This is a genomic window from Caulobacter sp. GW821-FHT11E10 (assembly GCF_058808375.1).
This window is the reverse complement of the sequence record NZ_JBXARP010000002.1, coordinates 542,947-559,601: the sequence shown is the minus strand read 5'-3', so window position 1 is coordinate 559,601 and position 16,655 is coordinate 542,947. Positions and strand designations below refer to the sequence as shown.

At 67.2% G+C, this 16,655-nt stretch carries 8 protein-coding genes and 1 pseudogene; 4 read left to right on the top strand and 5 right to left on the bottom strand.

The features are described 5' to 3' along the window. Positions 1-37 precede the first annotated feature (37 nt). Positions 38-1,774: a gamma-glutamyltransferase gene (ggt, locus tag AC1RRV_RS05605; RefSeq protein WP_492858592.1), complete on the top strand. Its 1,737-nt coding sequence runs from the start codon at positions 38-40 to the stop codon at positions 1,772-1,774. A 246-nt stretch (positions 1,775-2,020) separates the two neighbouring features. Here ggt and AC1RRV_RS05600 read toward each other — a convergent pair. The 4 genes and pseudogenes from AC1RRV_RS05600 to AC1RRV_RS05585 form a co-directional block, all read right to left on the bottom strand. Next, positions 2,021-4,865 (bottom strand): annotated as a pseudogene (locus AC1RRV_RS05600) (M14 family metallopeptidase). Between the two features lie 37 nt (positions 4,866-4,902). After that, a complete protein-coding gene (locus AC1RRV_RS05595) occupies positions 4,903-6,135 on the bottom strand; it encodes a hypothetical protein (protein ID WP_492858591.1) in 1,233 nt (410 codons plus the stop codon). A gap of 263 nt (positions 6,136-6,398) precedes the next feature. Beyond that, a complete protein-coding gene (locus AC1RRV_RS05590; RefSeq protein ID WP_492858590.1) occupies positions 6,399-9,182 on the bottom strand; it encodes a TonB-dependent receptor in 2,784 nt (927 codons plus the stop codon). A gap of 426 nt (positions 9,183-9,608) precedes the next feature. Then, a complete protein-coding gene (locus AC1RRV_RS05585) occupies positions 9,609-10,760 on the bottom strand; it encodes a glycoside hydrolase family 88/105 protein (protein WP_492858589.1) in 1,152 nt (383 codons plus the stop codon). A gap of 202 nt (positions 10,761-10,962) precedes the next feature. On the opposite strand from AC1RRV_RS05585, the gene AC1RRV_RS05580 reads away from it, so the two are divergent. Next, positions 10,963-12,231 carry an alginate lyase family protein gene (locus tag AC1RRV_RS05580; protein ID WP_492858588.1) on the top strand — a complete coding sequence of 423 codons (1,269 nt, stop codon included), beginning with the start codon at positions 10,963-10,965 and terminating at the stop codon, positions 12,229-12,231. A gap of 217 nt (positions 12,232-12,448) precedes the next feature. Beyond that, positions 12,449-14,275: a calcium-binding protein gene (locus AC1RRV_RS05575; protein WP_492858587.1), complete on the top strand. Its 1,827-nt coding sequence runs from the start codon at positions 12,449-12,451 to the stop codon at positions 14,273-14,275. Between the two features lie 38 nt (positions 14,276-14,313). Here the strand turns inward: AC1RRV_RS05575 and AC1RRV_RS05570 are convergent, their stop codons facing one another. Beyond that, on the bottom strand, positions 14,314-15,075 hold the full coding sequence (locus AC1RRV_RS05570; protein ID WP_492858586.1) for a FadR/GntR family transcriptional regulator: 762 nt from the start codon (positions 15,073-15,075) through the stop codon (positions 14,314-14,316). Between the two features lie 275 nt (positions 15,076-15,350). Here AC1RRV_RS05570 and manD point away from each other — a divergent pair, with 275 nt between their 5' ends. Then, the gene (manD, locus tag AC1RRV_RS05565; protein WP_492858585.1) at positions 15,351-16,562 is read left to right on the top strand and encodes a D-mannonate dehydratase ManD; all 1,212 of its coding nucleotides are present in this window, start codon (positions 15,351-15,353) and stop codon (positions 16,560-16,562) included. Positions 16,563-16,655 lie beyond the last annotated feature (93 nt).

Sequence of the window (16,655 nt, the reverse complement as noted above, 5' to 3'; positions counted from 1 at the left end):
GTTTCTCTTCGCGCGTCCCGTATTGCGAGGCTCGACCTTGAAACCCTTCCGCCTGTTCGCGACGGCCGCCTCGGCGCTGGCCCTGACGCTCACGCCGATCGCTTCGACCGGGGCCCTGGCCCAGAAGCGACAGCTGCTGGAGTATCCCAGCATCCACTCGCCGGTGGTCGGCGAGCGGGGCATGGTGGTCAGCCAAAACGCCATCGCCACCAAGGTCGGCGCCGACATCCTGCGCCAGGGCGGCAACGCCGTGGACGCCGCCGTCGCCACCGCCTTCGCCCTGGCCGTGACCTTGCCGCGCGCGGGCAATATCGGCGGCGACGGCTTCATGATGGTCTATATCGCCAAGACCGATCAGACGGTCTTCATCGACTATCGCGGCATCGCGCCCAAGGCCGCCCAGCTCGAGACCTTCGTCGACGAGAAGGGCAAGGAGATCGACGACGTCGCCTCCAAGGGCTATCGCGCCCCGACCGTGCCCGGCACGGTGGCGGGCCTGTTCCTGGCACACCAGAAGTACGGTCGTTTGCCGTGGAAGTCGGTCGTCGAGCCGGCCTACAAGCTGGCCGCCGACGGCGTGACCCTGTCGCCGGACGAGGCCTTCGTCTTCAGCTGGGGCAAGCAGCGCCTCTCGGAGAGCGAGGCCGGCAAGCAGGCGTTCTACAAGACCGGCGGCGAGCTCTATCGGCCGGGCGAGACCCTGAAGCAGCCGGACCTGGCCTGGTCCCTGCGCCAGATCGCCGATCACGGCGCCGACGCCTTCTACAAGGGCGAGATCGCCCAGCGCTTCGCGGCCGACATGAAGAAGCACGGCGGCCTGATCACGGCGGAAGACCTGGCCGCGTACAAGGCCGTCCTCCGGCCGCCGCTGGTCGGGAGCTATCGTGGCCTGACGGTGAAGACCTCGCCGCCCGCCAGCGCCGGCGGCGCGACGCTGCTGGAAATGCTCAACATCCTGGAGACCTTCGACCTGACGGCGTCCGGCGCGGGCTCGTCCAAGTCGCTGCACCTGATGGCCGAGACCATGAAGCTGGGCTACGCGGACCGGTATCGCTATCTGGGCGATACCGACTTCGTGCAGGTCCCGCTGCGCGGCTACGTCTCCAAGGAATACGGCGCCGCGCGCGCCAAGCTGATCGATCCCAACAAGGCCAAGAGCGCCAAGGAAATGGGCGTCGGCGATCCGTGGGCGTTCGAGAGCCACAACACCACCCACTTCTCGGTGGCGGACGCCGAGGGCAACGCGGTCTCCAACACCTTCACCCTGGGCGCCGATTTCGGTTCGGGCGTGATGGTCGAGGGCGCGGGCTTCGTGCTGAACAACCAGATGAACAACTACGCCCACGAGGCGGCCTGGCGCGCCAAGCGCGACGGCAAGACCGCGCCGCCCAATGCCTTGCAGCCGGGCAAGCGCGTGCTGTCGACCATGATGCCGACCATGATCTTCAAGGACGGCAAGCCTTGGCTGATCACCGGCACGCCGGGCGGCAGCACGATCATCGACACGGTGCTGCAGGTCATCGTCAACGTCGTCGACTTCAAGATGAACGTGGCCGAGGCCACGCATCAGCCGCGCATCTTCCAGGACGCCAGCGACAACCTGCGCGTCGAGCCGAACTTCAATCCCGACACGGTGGCCGCCCTCAAGGCGATGGGCCACCCCCTATCCTCGGACGAGACCATGGGCTCCGCCCAGTCGATCATGATCGACAAGGGTCTCTATCTGGGCGGCGCGGATCCGCGTCGTCCGGGAGCCGAGGCGATCGCGCCCTAGGGGTCATACTCCCCCCCGAGCCACCCCACGGGCACGATCATTCGCCGCCGGAGCTGCCCCTCCGGCGGCGATCTTCATTTGTGGGTGGCTGACCAGACGCACAAAAGCCGTGTCATCCCGGCCGAAGCGCAGCGTAGAGCCGGGACCCAGGGGCGGCGCGCATGGCGCTCTTTCACCCCCCTGGGTCCCGGGTCGGCTACGCCGCCCGGGATGACACGGCTTGTTTGGTTTGGAGGCTAGAGAGCGCTACTTCCCGCTCACCGCCGGCCCATACAGCAGGCCGTTGAACAGGAACTTGAACGTCCCGTACGACTGCGCCCGCTGGGTGATCTCGGGACCGAAGGCGAAGACCTTTCCCTTGCCGACGTCGATGTCGAGCATGGCGGTGGAGCCCTTCAGCTTCTCCTGGCCGACCGCCCAGCCGCTGCGCAGGGGCTTGTCGGCGTCGAACCAGGCCACGCGCGCCACGCCCTTGGCGTCGGCCTTCAGGGTGAAGGCGGGGCTGCGGTCGAAGAACACGTCGACCTGGTCGGAAGCCCCATAGGCCAGCGGCTGCTTCGGGTCGACCTTGGCGCGCAGCACCGAGCCGGGAATGTAGAGCTCGCGGGTCGTCAGGGCCTTCAGCTTGCCGTCTTCCATCTTGGCGGTGGCGACCTCGACCGGCGCGCCCAGGGCCGTGGCCAGGCGGGTGGAGGCGCCGATGGCGACGACCGTGCCGCCGCCCTTCACGAAGTCGGCGATCTGGGGAAGGGTCTTGTCGTCGGTCACCCGGCCCAGCCAGGCGCGGTACTCGGCCGGAATGTCCTCGGGCTTGGGCTGCTGGCCGCCGCGGCCGGCCTTGAACGGGCCCTCGGCGGGGGCCGGAACCACGCCGTCCGGGAACACCAGCACGTCGAAGTCCTTGGCGATGTCGCCGGCGTCCAGGCGCTGCGGGTAGACGACCTGGAAGGGCGCCTCGAACTTCTCGAACATCCAGCGGTTCCAGCCCGAGGGCATCGAGCCGCCATAGACGTCGACCAGGCCGACGCGGACCGGCTTGAGGACGATCGTCGCGCCCGAGGGCTTGCCGCCGACCGCGTAGGCGTCGATCCCTAAGTCCTTCACGCCCTTGTCGATCACCGCCTTGGCGGTGGGCGAGGCCGGGATCCAGATGGCGCCGGGGCCGAAAGCGACCTTACCCGCCTTGGCGCCGTCCTTGACCCAATAGACCTTGGCGCCGGCCTTCAGCAGGCGGTTGGTCAGGGTGAAGCTGGCATTGGTCTCGTGGCTGACCAGCCAGCCCGCGCCGCCGGAGCCTTTCACTGAACCCGGTGTCACGGCGATCAGGTCCGGGACCCGCGTGGTGGGCGCCTCGAAGCCATCCAGGATGCGATCGAACTTGACGCCCATCTGGTAGGCCAGGGTGTAGCCGGTGACGTCGTAGGGCGCCTTGGGCGGGCCGCCCGGATAGTCCAGGTCGTGCGGATGATCCTGCGGCTCGAACATGTCCATGATGTGCGGGCGATAGGCCTGGGCCGAGCGCACGACATAGGAGCCGGCCGGATAGGTCCTGGCTCCGATCGTGAACGGCTTGGCCGCCTTGTCCACGTCGACGCCGGTCTTGATCAACGCGTTCAGGAAGGCCGTCACGGTCGGCATGTCCGCCTGGTCGGACGGGATGACATAGGCGCGGGCGTCGCGCTCTTCCGGGGTCTGCAGCACCGACTTGTAGAGGCTGGGATCGATCGCCGCGCCGTACGGTCCGGGCTTGCCCTTGCCGGCGGCGGCCAGTTCCTCGACGCGGGTCGGGGTGGTGGTCCAGCTGTCCTGGCTGCCGCGCTTGATGCTGTTGTCGCCCATCTTCCAGATGTTGAAGAGCAGGCGCTCGCGGTTGCGGGACGCATAGTCCAGCACCGCCATGTTCATGGTCCACTGGTAGTCCAGCGAGTCCTGCAACTTCCATTCGCGCGGGGCGATCGGGGCGGGGCGGTCGTTGCTGGGCAGTTGCAGGTCTGGCACCAGATTGACCGTGGTCGGGGTCGGGCCGCCGATGATCTCGGTCAAGAGGCCGATCGAGTTGTGGAAATAGGCGACCGACCGCTCCATGCCGTTGTGCCAGGTCGAGTAGGGGGCGGCGCTGCGGGCGCCCGAGCCCTTCTTGTCCTCGGCCACCAGGCGGCTGTGCATGGCCATGCCGACCTCTTGCAGCTCGGTCATGACCAGTGGGTCGTAGTTGAAGTTGAACGGATCGCGGAACGGCGGGACGAACACCACCATGCCGTTCGGGCCGGTCTGGTGCTGGTTGTAGACGATCTGCGGGTACCACTCGCGGAACAGCTGCTTGTTGACGTTGGTGGTCTCGGCCATCGACGACATGAAGCTGTCGCGGTTGTTATCGTGGCCGATGTACTTGTGGTACAGGCGCGGCAGCGAGCCGAACTCGCGCTTCTTCGGGTCCTGGTTACGCATGTACCAGTCCGAGATCATCTCCATCCCGTCCGGATTGTCCTGCGCGAACAGGATGATGCAGTCGTCCAGCAGGCGCAGGGTTTCGGCGTCGGTCTGGGTCAGCATCCGGTGCAGCACCTGGATCTGGCCCTGGGTGGTGATCGTCTCGTTGGCGTGCAGGCCGGCGTCGATCCAGACCACGGCCTTGCCTTGGGCGGCCAGCTTGGCGGCTTCGTCCTTGGACACGCCCTCGGCCTTGGCCAGCTTGCGGGCGATGGCCTTGTAGTCGTCCAGCTTGGCCAAGTTGGACGGCGAGGAGACGATGGCCATCCACTGGGTGCGGCCTTCCTCGGTCTTGCCGATGTCGACCAGCTTCATCCGGTCGGACTGGCCGGCCAGGGTCTTCAGATAGGCTTCGTAGGCGGTGTAGTCGGCCAGGAAATAGTCGCTGCCGACCGGCTGGGCGAAGGCCTTGTCGGGCGGGGTGATCTCGGCGGCGATCGCCGCTCCAAGCCCGCCGAAAGCCAGCACCACGCCGAGGGCCGCCCCGGCCATCGCTGCACCACGCGTCATCGCATTACCCCGTCAGTCCCTGGCGAATGCGTCGGCGCATTCGCTCTCCCTGGACTGACGAAGCTGGAGCGGATTTCCGCCGTCGGGGCAACGGGCCGGTCAGCCCATTTTTTGCTCGGGCGGCGTCCCTAGAAGCCGGTGATGCCCTTCAGCAGGCCCTTGGCGATGGCTTTCTTGTCGACCTTGCCCGGCTGAGGCGGCGGAGTTTGCCCGTTGCGCGGCGTTTCCTCGTACTGGGCCGCGTTCATGCCCGGCGACATCGACGGCATGCCCAGCATGGTTCCGGTCGTCGACTTGTAGCGGACCTTGGCGAACCACTCCGGTTTCCAGACGACCTTGGGGTCGGCCGGCTTGGGCGGATAGGCGAAGTTGGCCTCGCCGCCCCAGGCGGTCATGCTGAGCATGGCGGCCGGCGCGGCCTTGGTGACCTCGGCGGGCACGGTGCAGGTCGTGGTCTGGGCCGGCAGCAGGGCCTTCAGCGACAGCTGGCGGGTGATCTCGTCCTGGGCCAGATAGTCATGGAAGGCGCCGAAGCCCTGGCGGGTGGCGCTGGAGCTCCACATTACCACGGTCTGGCCATCGTCACCGGCGCCGCCGCCGATCAGCATGGCGAAGTAGGCGCGGGCGTTGGGGATGGCGTTCCAGGACAGGCGGGTGGCGCCGCTGGGCTGGCCGGTCTGCTCGGTCAGGACGAACGGGGCCAGGAAGTCCTGGTTGGCGTTCAGGTTGAAGCGGATCTCGGGCGAATAGTTGCCGCGCACCAGATGGTCGCCGACCAGCGAACCGTCGGCCGGCACGGTCTTGCGGGTCTTCTCGTTGGGCCAGTCGCCATAGGTGGCGAACCGCGACGGTGAAGGCGGACGCATGAAGCGTACGTCGTTGGCCGCGAACCCGGCCAGGGTCTGGGGCTTGCTGAAGTCGACGACCAGCGGCTGACCCGGGCCGACGTGTTCGCCGCAGCCCCAGTAGATCAGCATCTTGCCCTTCGGCTTCTCATAGGGGAGCTGCGGCGTGTCGGTCTCGGGCGCCTTGGCTTGCTCGATCCTGGGCGTCACCAGCGGCAAGCTGGGGCCGGCGCGCAGGGTGGCGGGCGGCAGATGCTCGGCGGTCGGCGCCGCGGTCGGGCGCTGCGGCGAGCCGAGCTGGAGCGTCAGGTTGTGATTGACCTGCGAGCCGCCGCCCATCATGCCGCGCATCATCGAGGCGGCGGAGGGACGGCCACCGCCGCCCAGGCCGCCGAACTGACCCGAGGTCGTCTCGGCGCTGAGCCAATAGGTGGAGGGGGCGGGGGTTTCGGCGGCCATGCCGGGAACGGCGGCGGCCAGCACGGCCAGGGCGGCCAGTTTCGAATAGGCGGTCATGCGCGGGATCCTTTGAACAGCCTGGCCCCACGATACCGCAAAGCGAGCGTTTCGTCCGAGATAGCGAAGCCGCAACCGTCGCGCGATTTAACAATGCGTCATGAAGACCGTTGTTCGATTAAACCTGGGTCATGGAAAAGGGGCCGTCCTCGCGGACGACCCCTTCCATCTCATCGGACCCTACTCACGCGGTCCGTACGCGAGATCTCTGTACGCAGCCGCCGAATCCGGCGGCTGTCCTCGGCTAGCACGTGTTGCACAGCCTAGTATTTCAGGCGGACGCCCACCCGGAAGTAGCGGCCCACGGCGCCCGACTGCGAGTAGGTCGGGTTCCAGTTCACCGCGGCGTAGTTGGCCGGGTTGAACATCGGGCCGGCGTCGAACAGGTTCAGCACGTCGGCATAGACCGTCGTGTGGTCGCTGACGTCGTAGCCGCCGGTAAGATCGAAGGAATAGAAGTCCTTCGTGTGGCACTTGAAGTCGGCCGTCCCGTACAGGCACGACTGGTCGCCGGTATAGCTCTCGTCGATCGAGCGCAGGCCGCTGACATAGTTCAGCGTGCCGGTGACCCGGGCCGGGCCGCGCGCGAAGGTGTTGCTCCACGAGGCGCGGTACTTCGGCGTGCCGGCGCCCGACGACAGGACGTACGGAGCCTGCTTGCCGACGTAGTTATAGGTCGACCCGCCCTGGGTGTACTTGAAGTCGAACAGGACGGTGGCTTCCAGGTTGCTGGTCCACTTGATGTCGGCCGGCAGGTAGGCGGTGTTCAGGACGCTGAGGTCCATGCCGCTGGTGCGTAGCGAGTCGGCGTTGATGTACGGCGACGACACCGAGAGGATGCGCGGCAGGGCGTTCGGGGCGTCCGGATCGGCCAGATCCGGGGTCACCACGTAGCCGGCCGGGATCGCTTCGCCGGCGTAGTAGGCCGCGATGGCCTCACCCGCGCTGGCCTGGGCGATCACGTCGTTCTTCTTGATGCGGTAGTAGTCCAGCGAAACGCTGAAGCTGCGGGTCGGGGCCCACACCACGCCGGCCGTGTAGCTGGTCGACTTCTCGGGCTTCAGGTCCGGATTGGCCGCGGTGATGCTCGAGAGCGAGTAGGTCTTGGTGTACTCGCTGCCGCCGTGGGCCGCGACGAAGTCCGGGTAGTTGGCGAACGAGAAGTTCGTGAAGCCCTGGCTGGCCGAGTCGCCCGATTCCGAGAACGACGGCGCGCGGAAGCCCTTCGAAACGGTGGCGCGCAGGGCGACCGTCTTGCTGGGCGTGTACTTGACGCCGATCTTCGGGGAGAAGTTTCCGCCGAAGTCCGAATAGTGGTCGTAGCGACCCGAGACGTTGACCTCGACATTGTCCAGCACCGGCAGGCCAAGCTCGGCGAAGGCCGAGGCGACCGTGCGGTTGCCGATGGTGCGGGCGTTGCCCAGGCCTTGGGCGTCGTTGACCGGGTTCAGGGCCGGGTCGTTGGTCGCCTCGTAGCGGAACTCGCCGCCCAGGCCCAGCTGGGCGGGGCCGCCCGGCAGGGTGAACACCTCACGCGAAGCCACGACGTTGATCGAGTCCAGGTCGCTGGTCGAGGTCTTGGCCAGCACCGGGGCGAGGGCGTCGCGCGCGGCCTGGCTGTTCTTCGACGGGTCGATGAAGTTGTAGGTCCCGTTCTTCACCGCGCTCTGCAGGGCGTTGTAGCTGATGAAGCCGTTGTTCTGGCTCTCAAGCCAGCCGTGCGCGAGCACGAGGTTGGCGTGGTAGTCCCAGCCCTTGGCCGAGCCTTCGACGCCGCCGACCATGCGGGCCATGCGGTTGGTGTAGAAGGCGCCGTTGTTCAGGTCGCTGAAGCGGTAGCGGATCAGAGCGTCATAGCCCTCGGCGGCGAACGGGTTGTTCGGGTTCACCTGACCGTTCGACAGCAGGGCCGGCAGGACGATGTTCGACAGGTTGTGCGGGGTCGAGGACGAGATCGTGCGCGGCGTGCCGGTCGTCGACGTCTTCGACTGGATGTAGCTGACGCTGAGATAGGCCTGGAAGTCGTCGCTGGGCTTGATCGTGAAGCGGCCATAGGCGCCCACGCGCTCCTGGCGGGGCTCGACATCACCGAACCCGGCGACGTTCTGGGCGCAGTACGAACCGGCCGCGACCGTGGTCAGCGGGGCGTCGGAAGCGCAGGTGCGCAGGGGCCGCCAAAGGTCGCCGGCCAGGGCCACGCCCGTCGAGATGTCGCCCGCCGTGCCCATGGTGGCGCGCTTGACCTGACCGTAGAAGGTGCTGCCGCCGGCGCCGGGGTTGTCGTTCGTGCCGCCGGGAATCGAGGACAGGTCGAACGTGTTGTACGGGAAGCCGCGCTGGTCGATGCCGATGCGCTTGTCCAGCTGGTACTCGACGTCGAAGTAGATGTTGTACTTGTCGGCATCCAGGTCGCCGTGGCCGATCTCGCCGTTGAAGCGATACTGGTCGCCGCCGCCGTGCTGGGACGCGCCGACCGACAGGTCCGCCCCCATGCCCTGGTAGTTCGACTTCATGATGATGTTGACCACGCCGCCGATGGCGTCGGCGCCGTACAGCGACGAGGCGCCGTCCTTCAGGGTCTCGATGCGCTCGACCGCGTTGAAGGGGATCGAGTTGAGGTCGACGAAGGCGCGCTGGCCGTCGTCGGCCAGCGGATAGCTGGCGTTGCGCAGGCCGTCGATCATGACGAGGGTCGAGTTGACGGTCAGGCCGCGCAGGGCGACGCCGGTCGAGCCGGCGGCGAAGCCGTTGCCGAAGGCGGCCGGGACCGAGCCCGAATTGTCGGCCGACAGGCTGCGGATGGCGTCGGCCACCGTGGTGATGCCCTGGGCCTTGAGTTGTTCGCTGGTCTGGACCGTGACGGGCGAGGGGGTGGCGGTGTCGGTGCGCCGCAGCAGCGAGCCGGTGACCACGACGGCCTCGACCTCGGTCTGGTCGCTCGGCGTCTGAGCGGCGGTCTGAGCGTTCGCGGCGAAACCGGCCAGGGTGGCCACGCCAGCGATCATCGTGGTCGTGAGCAGACGACCCCGGGTAAGCTTGTACTTCATGTTCGATCCTTCCGGGCCGCCCTCGTCGGCGCGAGCGCCGGCGTCCTTACAGCCCGATGCAAGATGGGTTTCCCGTCGCGATCCGGCGGTTGGCGGGCGGCTTAGGACTCCAGCATCGGCGCGGTCAATCGCGCTGCCGAGCGTGTAATCGAATTGTCGTGAAGCTGTCTCTTTAAGGACACGACTCTATTTGAATGGGGCGAGAATAAGTCAAACTCTTATCCCCGCCGTAACGTGCCGGAAATCTATAACGCCGCTATTGGAACAAGTTCGAAATCTCATTGTTCGTGGAACGATGCGTGCGGCGATGTATCGAAAATCAAAATTTGAATAGTTGGTATTACTGGATATCGATGTTCACGGGCCCGTGTTCTGGAGTTGTGCGCGCAACGCGAACCCCCTCTCTCTGAGAGAGGGACTTCAGACCTAGAAGCGGCCGCGCGACACTTCCGAGGCGGCCAGCAGGAAGGCGCCGGCGCCGTAGAGCTGGGTGTCATTGGCCTCGACATGGTCGGGGGCGTAGCCGACCTGCTGCACCCAGCCGAGTTTGCCGTCGGGTTGCACGGCCTTGGCCAGGCTCGACCAGCCCAGGCGCGCCGAGCGGGCGTATTTCGGCTCCTTCAGCAGACCCTGGTTCACGCCCCAGGCCAGGCCGTAGACGAAGAAGCCGGTGCCACTGGTCTCGGGCGGGCTGTGTTCGGGGGCGAGCAGGGACACCGACCAGTAGCCGTCAGGCTTCTGCAGCGACACCAGCCTGGCCGACATCCGCTTGAACAGGGCGACATAGCGCGGGCGCGACGGGTGGTTGGCCGGCAGGGTCTTGAGGATGTTGACGATCCCGGCATAGGCCCAGCCGTTGCCGCGGCTCCAGAAGATCTTGCGGCCCTGGTCGTCGCGGCGGTCGAAATAGCGGCTGTCGCGGAAATAGAGGCCGTTCTCCTTGTCGAGCAGCCAATCGGTCGTCGCCCAGAACTCCTTGTCGCCATAGGCGGCGTAGCGAGGGTCCTTGGTCGCGACCGACAGGGCCGTCCAGGTCGGCGGCGCCATGAACAGGGCGTCGCTCCAGCACCAGCGGGCCTGGCAGGGCTGGTCCTCGGTGCCGTCGATGAAGGTCAGGTTGGCCTTGGGCGGGTCGGCCAGGATAGCGTCGAAGCGCGCCTTCACCGGCGCGAACTGGGCGGCGTCGTGGTCGCGGGCGTTCAGCCACAGCCAGGTTTGGGCGATGACGTGGTCGTCGGCGTGCAGAGGGCGCTTGCCCAGGCCCCAGTCCTGCGAAACGCCGTGGGCGCGGAGGGCCTGGGCGTAGCTCAAGTCCCCTGTCCGTTCGGCGAAAGCGGTCAGGCCAACATAGAAGGCCCCCTGGATCCATCCCCGCGGATTTTGCGTGCCAGGACGATGGGTCTGCACATAGTCGAACTTGCCGTCCATGTGGCGCAGCTGCCAGTCGGCGACGGCGCGACCCAGGGTCAGGGCAGGCGCGGAAACATCCGTCTGCGCGGACGGCGCGGGGGTGGCCGAAGGCGGCGCGGCCAAGGCCGGGCTGGCGATCAGGACAAGGCTTGCCAGGACGGCGGACATCGGCGCGCGCATCATCGTTCCCCGTTCGCGCCTCTGTCGGGCGCTGTCGTCCACCCTAAGTAGCGGAGATCGGCGGAGGCAGGCAATGTGGCAAACCAAATTGGCCAATTTGGTCTGGCCAATCTTGCGAGCCCAGGATGATCGTCTATGGTCCGCGCCACGACCGCGACGGAACGCGGCGAGTTCGGGGAGTATCGAGATGATGCGGCGTTCGATCGGGATGATGGCGCTCTGCGCGAGCCTGCTGGCGGGCGGAGCGGCCTCGACGGCCCAGGCGGCGGACGCTCCGACGTGCCGCGCCAGCGACGGCTACACGGCCGACTTCGGCGGTCGCCGGACCTTCCGCTGGAAACCGCAGTGGCTGGAGGCGGCCAAGGCCAACCTCGCCGATCCCGCGCTGGCCCCGGCCTACAAGGCGCTGCTGGCCCGCGCCGACAAGGCGCTGAACGGTCCGGTCTATAGTGTCGCCGACAAGAGCCGCACCCCGCCCAGCGGCGACAAGCACGACTACATCTCGATGGGCCCGTACTGGTGGCCCGACGCCAGCAAGCCGAACGGCGAGCCCTACATCCGCCGCGACGGCGAGTTCAATCCCGAGCGCGCCACCAACGCCTTCGACGCCGTGCGCATGGGCGACTTCGGCGACGCCGTCGAGGCGCTGTCGCTGGCCTACTATTTCACCGGCGACGCCAAGTACGCGACCAAGGCCGCCCAGCTGCTGCGGGTCTGGTTCCTGGATCCGGCCACGCGTATGAACCCCGCCATGACCTATGCCCAGGGCGTGCCCGGCCGCACCCTGGGCCGCGCCGAGGGCGTGCTCGACACGTACCGCCTGCTGCGGGTCATCGAGTCGATCGGCGTGCTGTCGCCGTCCAAGGCGCTGACTCCGGCCGAGCAGAAGGGCCTGGAAACCTGGTTCGGCGACTACGCCAAATGGATGCAGACCGCCCCGACCGGCAAGGAAGAGCGCGCGGCCGAGAACAATCACGGCGTCTGGTACGACTATCAGCTGGCGACCTTCGCCCTGTTCGCCCGCCAGCCGGACGTCGCCAAGACCGTGCTCGCGGCCGCCGGCAGGGTCCGCATCGACCCGCAGATCGAGGCCGATGGCAAGCTGCCCAAGGAACTGGCCCGCACCAAGGGCATGCACTACAGCTACTTCACCCTCGAGCCGCTGGCCGGCATGGCCGAGCTGGGGCCCTGCGTCGGCGTCGACCTGTGGGGCTACAAGGGGCCGAAGGGGCAGGGCATCCGCGTCGCCTTCGACTATCTCGGCCAGTTCGTCGGCAATGAGAAAGCCTTCCCCTACAAGGATCTCGAACCCGAGGCCGCTACGCGCGAGGCCCTGCCGCTCTATGATCTGGCGGCCTGGGCCTATGGCGACGCGGGCTTCGCGGAGAAGGCCGGCTATATCGCCAAGTTGAAGCCCGGCGCCCAGAGCCGGCTGACGATCGCGCCTTACCGGAAGTAGGCGGGGCGACAGGCCGCGATCTCGAGGCCGCTCGCGCGGTCCTCGGATCGCCGCCGTCCGCGAACCATTGCGCAGCGCTGTCTTGGGGTTAAGGTCGAGCCTCCACGTTTGAGGGGGCTCGTCCGTGCAGACCGTCCGAGCGAACGAAGTCATCCCCGATCGCCGTCTCGCAGCCGCCCTTGGTTCAACGGCCGCGTCCGTCACGAAGGGGGACTAGGTGGCCTATACCGTTGCTCAACTGACCGCCTACTACACGGCGACGAACTTCGGCCAAGCGCCCGACGCCGCGACCGTGGCGAGTTTTACCCAGGCGATCGCCCAGGCCGCCGCCGGCGCTATCGCCGACCAGCAGGTGCTGGCCCTGGCGCTGCAAAGTCCGCAGGTGCGGGCCACGACCGACGTGGCCGTGGCCGTCTATCAGTATTTCAACGGCTCGGCGCCCAGTCAGGCTGGCCTGAACTACCTGCTCAACACGGCCGGGTCCGGGCTGAACACCAGCTATTACAACGGCGCGACCGGCACGGCCTCGAACCCCAGCGAGGGCGGCTTCAACCTCGAGAACCGCTACTACAACCTGGCGATCAGCCAGGCCTTCCAGGGGCCCAACGCCGCTGGCTTCGCGACCGCCTACGGGGCGCTGACGCTGCAGGCGACCGTCGCTCAAGCCTATGAACAGATTGTCGGGGTCGCGGTGGTCGGGGCTTCTCAGGTCGCGGCCGCCGTGGCCGCGATCCAGGGGGCCATTCCCTTCTTCCAGCAGGTCGCCGCCGCGCGGGCCGGGGCCTTCAACCAGGACCTGGCCACCAAGGCCATCATCGTCGGCTACATCCTGGAGGAATCGATCAAGGCGGGTGTCGGCGCCTACGCCCTGGCGCTCGATCAGCATCACGCCTCGATCGCCAACAACACCGCCGTCTACAACGCCAACATCCTGGCCGCCTATGCGCCGGGGGCGGCGACCTATGGCAAGGGGGTCGGGGGCGGCATCATGCCGGTCTATCTGACCAGTTCGCCGATCGCCCAGCAGCGGGTCGACCTGCCGACCGGCTCCATCGTCAACCTGACCGGCGGACTCGGCGCCGGGCTCACCCTGCAGCTCCATGACGCCTCGGGCCCGACCGACACGCTCAGCCTGGGCCTCTACGGCAATGGCGTTCAGCCGTTCCCGTCCGGCGCGGTCATCAACGGCCTGGCGCTCGGGGGCACCGCCGTGGCCGGGTCGATCGAGATCCTGAACGTGGTCTCGGGCGGCGTCCTCGGCAACGACAAGGTCGGCAGCGACAACATCCTGGTGCTGTCGCCGGCCACAGCGCCGAACATCGTGAACATCTCCGGTTCCCAGGCGATGCTGGTGGCGACGGGGGCCATCACCCACAACATCCTGCTGGACGGCACGGCGGCGACGGGCGGCCTGGTCCTGGCCGCCGCCGCGGCCGTGGCCCCCGGCGTGGCGGTCAATATGGTCGGTGGCGCGGCCAACGACACGCTCGTGGCCGGCCTTTCGACCACGGCCGTGGCCCAGAGCCTCTACGGCGGCAAGGGCGGCGACGCGTTCCTCCTGGGCGGTGGGGTTTTCGACGCCTTGAACGAGGAAGTGGCGAACGGCGCGGCGACCCATAAGCCGATCGACACCTTGGTCTACAAGGCCGTCACCGACTCCCTCTTCAGCGACGACAGCCAGGCCGGATCCTCCCGCCGCGCGATGCAGTTCGCCAGCACCACCCCCATGGACGCCGTTTTCGGTTTCGTGAGCGGCCAGGACAAGATCGACGTCAAGGCGCTGGGGATGACCCAGGCCGAGCTGGTGGTCGTCGACAAGGGCAGCGTCACCGATCTCGCCGGCTTCAACGCCCTGGTCGCCAGCGGCGTCTTCTACAACGACGCGGGCGGGGTCACCCGCCGGGCGACCATCGTCCACGCCGGACCGGACACCTATCTGTTCATCGACGTGAACCACAACGGGGCCTTCGACCTCACCGGAGATCTCGCGGTGAAGTTTGTCGGAATCCCCACGATCGCAAGCGGCGACCTGGTCGGCGTCTAGGTCACGTCGAGCCGGAGAACGCGCGAGCGCGGCCTGGCCTAGATCGCCGAGCGCCGCGCCAGTTCCGTCCGCCGGGCGGCCACCTCATTGCGAGCCCGTTCCAGGGCGTCGATCTCGGTGGCGGTCAGGAGGTTGTCGATGACCCGGCCCAGGTGTTCGCGCATGGCGTTGCGGGCGCTGGTCGGGTCGCGTTCGCGCAGGGCCAGCAGGATCTCCTGGTGGTCGTCGATCAGCGGGCGCACGCCCACCTGGCGGGCGCGTTCCAGCATGGCCCGGCACAGCGGCGACTTGTAGCGCAGGTCCCAGAGGTTCTCGACGACGGTGACCAGGGCGCTGTTGCGGCTGGCGGCGGCGATGGTGACGTGGAAGCGGCGGTCGGCCCGCTCGCCCTTCACGTTGTTGTCGTTCTCCGTGACCATGTCGTCCATGATCTCGGCCAGCTCATTGAGCTCTTCGTCGGTGATGGTGGCGGCGGCCAGGGCGGCGACTTCGCCCTCGATCAGGCGGCGGGCCTCGGTCAGCTCGAAGGCGCCGATGTCGAGGTCGGGTTCGGGCGCTTCGGGGCGCGGGGCCTCGGTGACATAGACGCCCGAGCCATGCCGGGCCTCGACCAGGCCGCGAATTTCCAGCGCGATCATCGCCTCGCGCACCGTGGGACGGCTGACCTTGTAGTCCTCGGCCAGGTCGCGTTCCGACGGCAGGCGCTGGCCAGGCTTGTGGACGCCGCTCCGAATCGACTCGGCGATCGAATTGGCGACCTGCTGGTAAAGCTTGCGGGTTTCGGCCGTCGAAGTGGTCATGTGTTTCGCAATCCGTCCGACGCTGTGTCGGGATCGGCGCAGCCTATTGCAAGGCCCCGCCCCGCGCTACTCCGCTCGCATGGGCGACAAGTGGCAAGGCCACCGTTTTCGGATGGACTCGCCAGGAAAGACAAGCAGGCTCGATCCTTTCAGACCAGGGGCGGAACCGTCGCCCGATCCACGAACACTTTCGGCTATGACGCTCTAGCATCTTGTCGGATAAGTCGCTAGAAGTGGTCAGGCCACTTTACGGCCGCGCTTAGCTAACTAGGTCCATGCTGAAGATCATCGACGCCAAGGTCATCGTCACCTGCCCCGGCCGCAATTTCGTGACGCTGAAGATCACGACCGAAGACGGGACCACCGGCGTCGGCGACGCCACCTTGAACGGCCGCGAGTTGGCGGTGGTCAGCTATCTGCGCGACCACATGGTTCCGTGCCTGATCGGCCGCGATGCGCACCAGATCGAGGACACCTGGCAGTTCTTCTATCGCGGTTCGTACTGGCGCGGTGGTCCCGTGGGCATGAGCGCCCTGGCTGCTGTCGACATGGCGCTGTGGGACATCAAGGCCAAGGTGGCGGGCTTGCCGCTGTACCAGCTGCTGGGTGGCGCCAGCCGCGTCGGCGTCACGGTCTATGGCCACGCCAACGGCGAGAGCATCGACGACACCATCGCCGAGGCCGTGAAGTACAAGGCCATGGGCTACAAGGCCATCCGCCTGCAGACCGGCGTGCCGGGGCTTTCCAGCACCTACGGCGTCTCGGGCGACAAGATGTTCTACGAGCCGGCCGACAACGACCTGCCGACCGAGAACCTCTGGTCGACGGCCGCCTATCTGAACCACGTGCCGAAACTGTTCCAGAAGGCCCGCGAGGTCCTGGGCTGGGACGTGCACCTCCTGCATGACGTCCACCACCGGCTGACCCCGATCGAGGCCGCGCGCCTGGGCAAGGATCTGGAGCCCTACCGCCTGTTCTGGCTGGAAGACTCGGTCCCCGCCGAGAACCAGGCCGGCTTCCGGCTGATCCGCCAGCACACGACCACGCCGCTGGCCGTGGGCGAGATCTTCAGCAACGTCTGGGACTGCAAGACCCTGATCGAGGAGCAGCTGATCGACTACCTGCGCGCCACGGTGCTGCACGCGGGCGGGATCACCAACCTCAAGAAGATCGCCGCCTTCGCCGACCTGCACCATGTGAAGACCGGGTGCCACGGCGCCACGGATCTCTCGCCGGTGACCATGGCCGCGGCCCTGCACCTTGGCATGGCGATCCCGAACTTCGGCCTGCAGGAATATATGCGCCACACGCCGGAGACCGATGCGGTCTTCCCGCACGCCTACACCTTCGGCGACGGCATGCTGCACCCGGGCGACAAGCCTGGCCTAGGCGTCGACATCGACGAGGCCCTGGCCGCGACGCATCCCTACAAGCGCGCCTATCTGCCGGTGAATCGCCTGCAGGACGGGACGATGTTCAACTGGTAAGGCCAAAGTGGCTTGACAATTTTAGGCGGTCGGCAAGATTGGTCATGTCAACTTGCCGCCGCCGATTGACGTCGCGCGGCTCTAGATAGCCAG

What these genes read in the sequence shown, in the direction of transcription:
- AC1RRV_RS05595 (WP_492858591.1), bottom strand. Translation starts at nt 6,135, where the DNA reads ATGACCGCCTATTCGAAACTGGCCGCCCTGGCCGTGCTGGCCGCCGCC.
- AC1RRV_RS05590 (WP_492858590.1), bottom strand. Translation starts at nt 9,182, where the DNA reads ATGAAGTACAAGCTTACCCGGGGTCGTCTGCTCACGACCACGATGATC.
- AC1RRV_RS05585 (WP_492858589.1), bottom strand. Translation starts at nt 10,760, where the DNA reads ATGTCCGCCGTCCTGGCAAGCCTTGTCCTGATCGCCAGCCCGGCCTTG.
- AC1RRV_RS05580 (WP_492858588.1), top strand. Translation starts at nt 10,963, where the DNA reads ATGCGGCGTTCGATCGGGATGATGGCGCTCTGCGCGAGCCTGCTGGCG.
- AC1RRV_RS05570 (WP_492858586.1), bottom strand. Translation starts at nt 15,075, where the DNA reads ATGACCACTTCGACGGCCGAAACCCGCAAGCTTTACCAGCAGGTCGCC.
- manD (WP_492858585.1), top strand. Translation starts at nt 15,351, where the DNA reads ATGCTGAAGATCATCGACGCCAAGGTCATCGTCACCTGCCCCGGCCGC.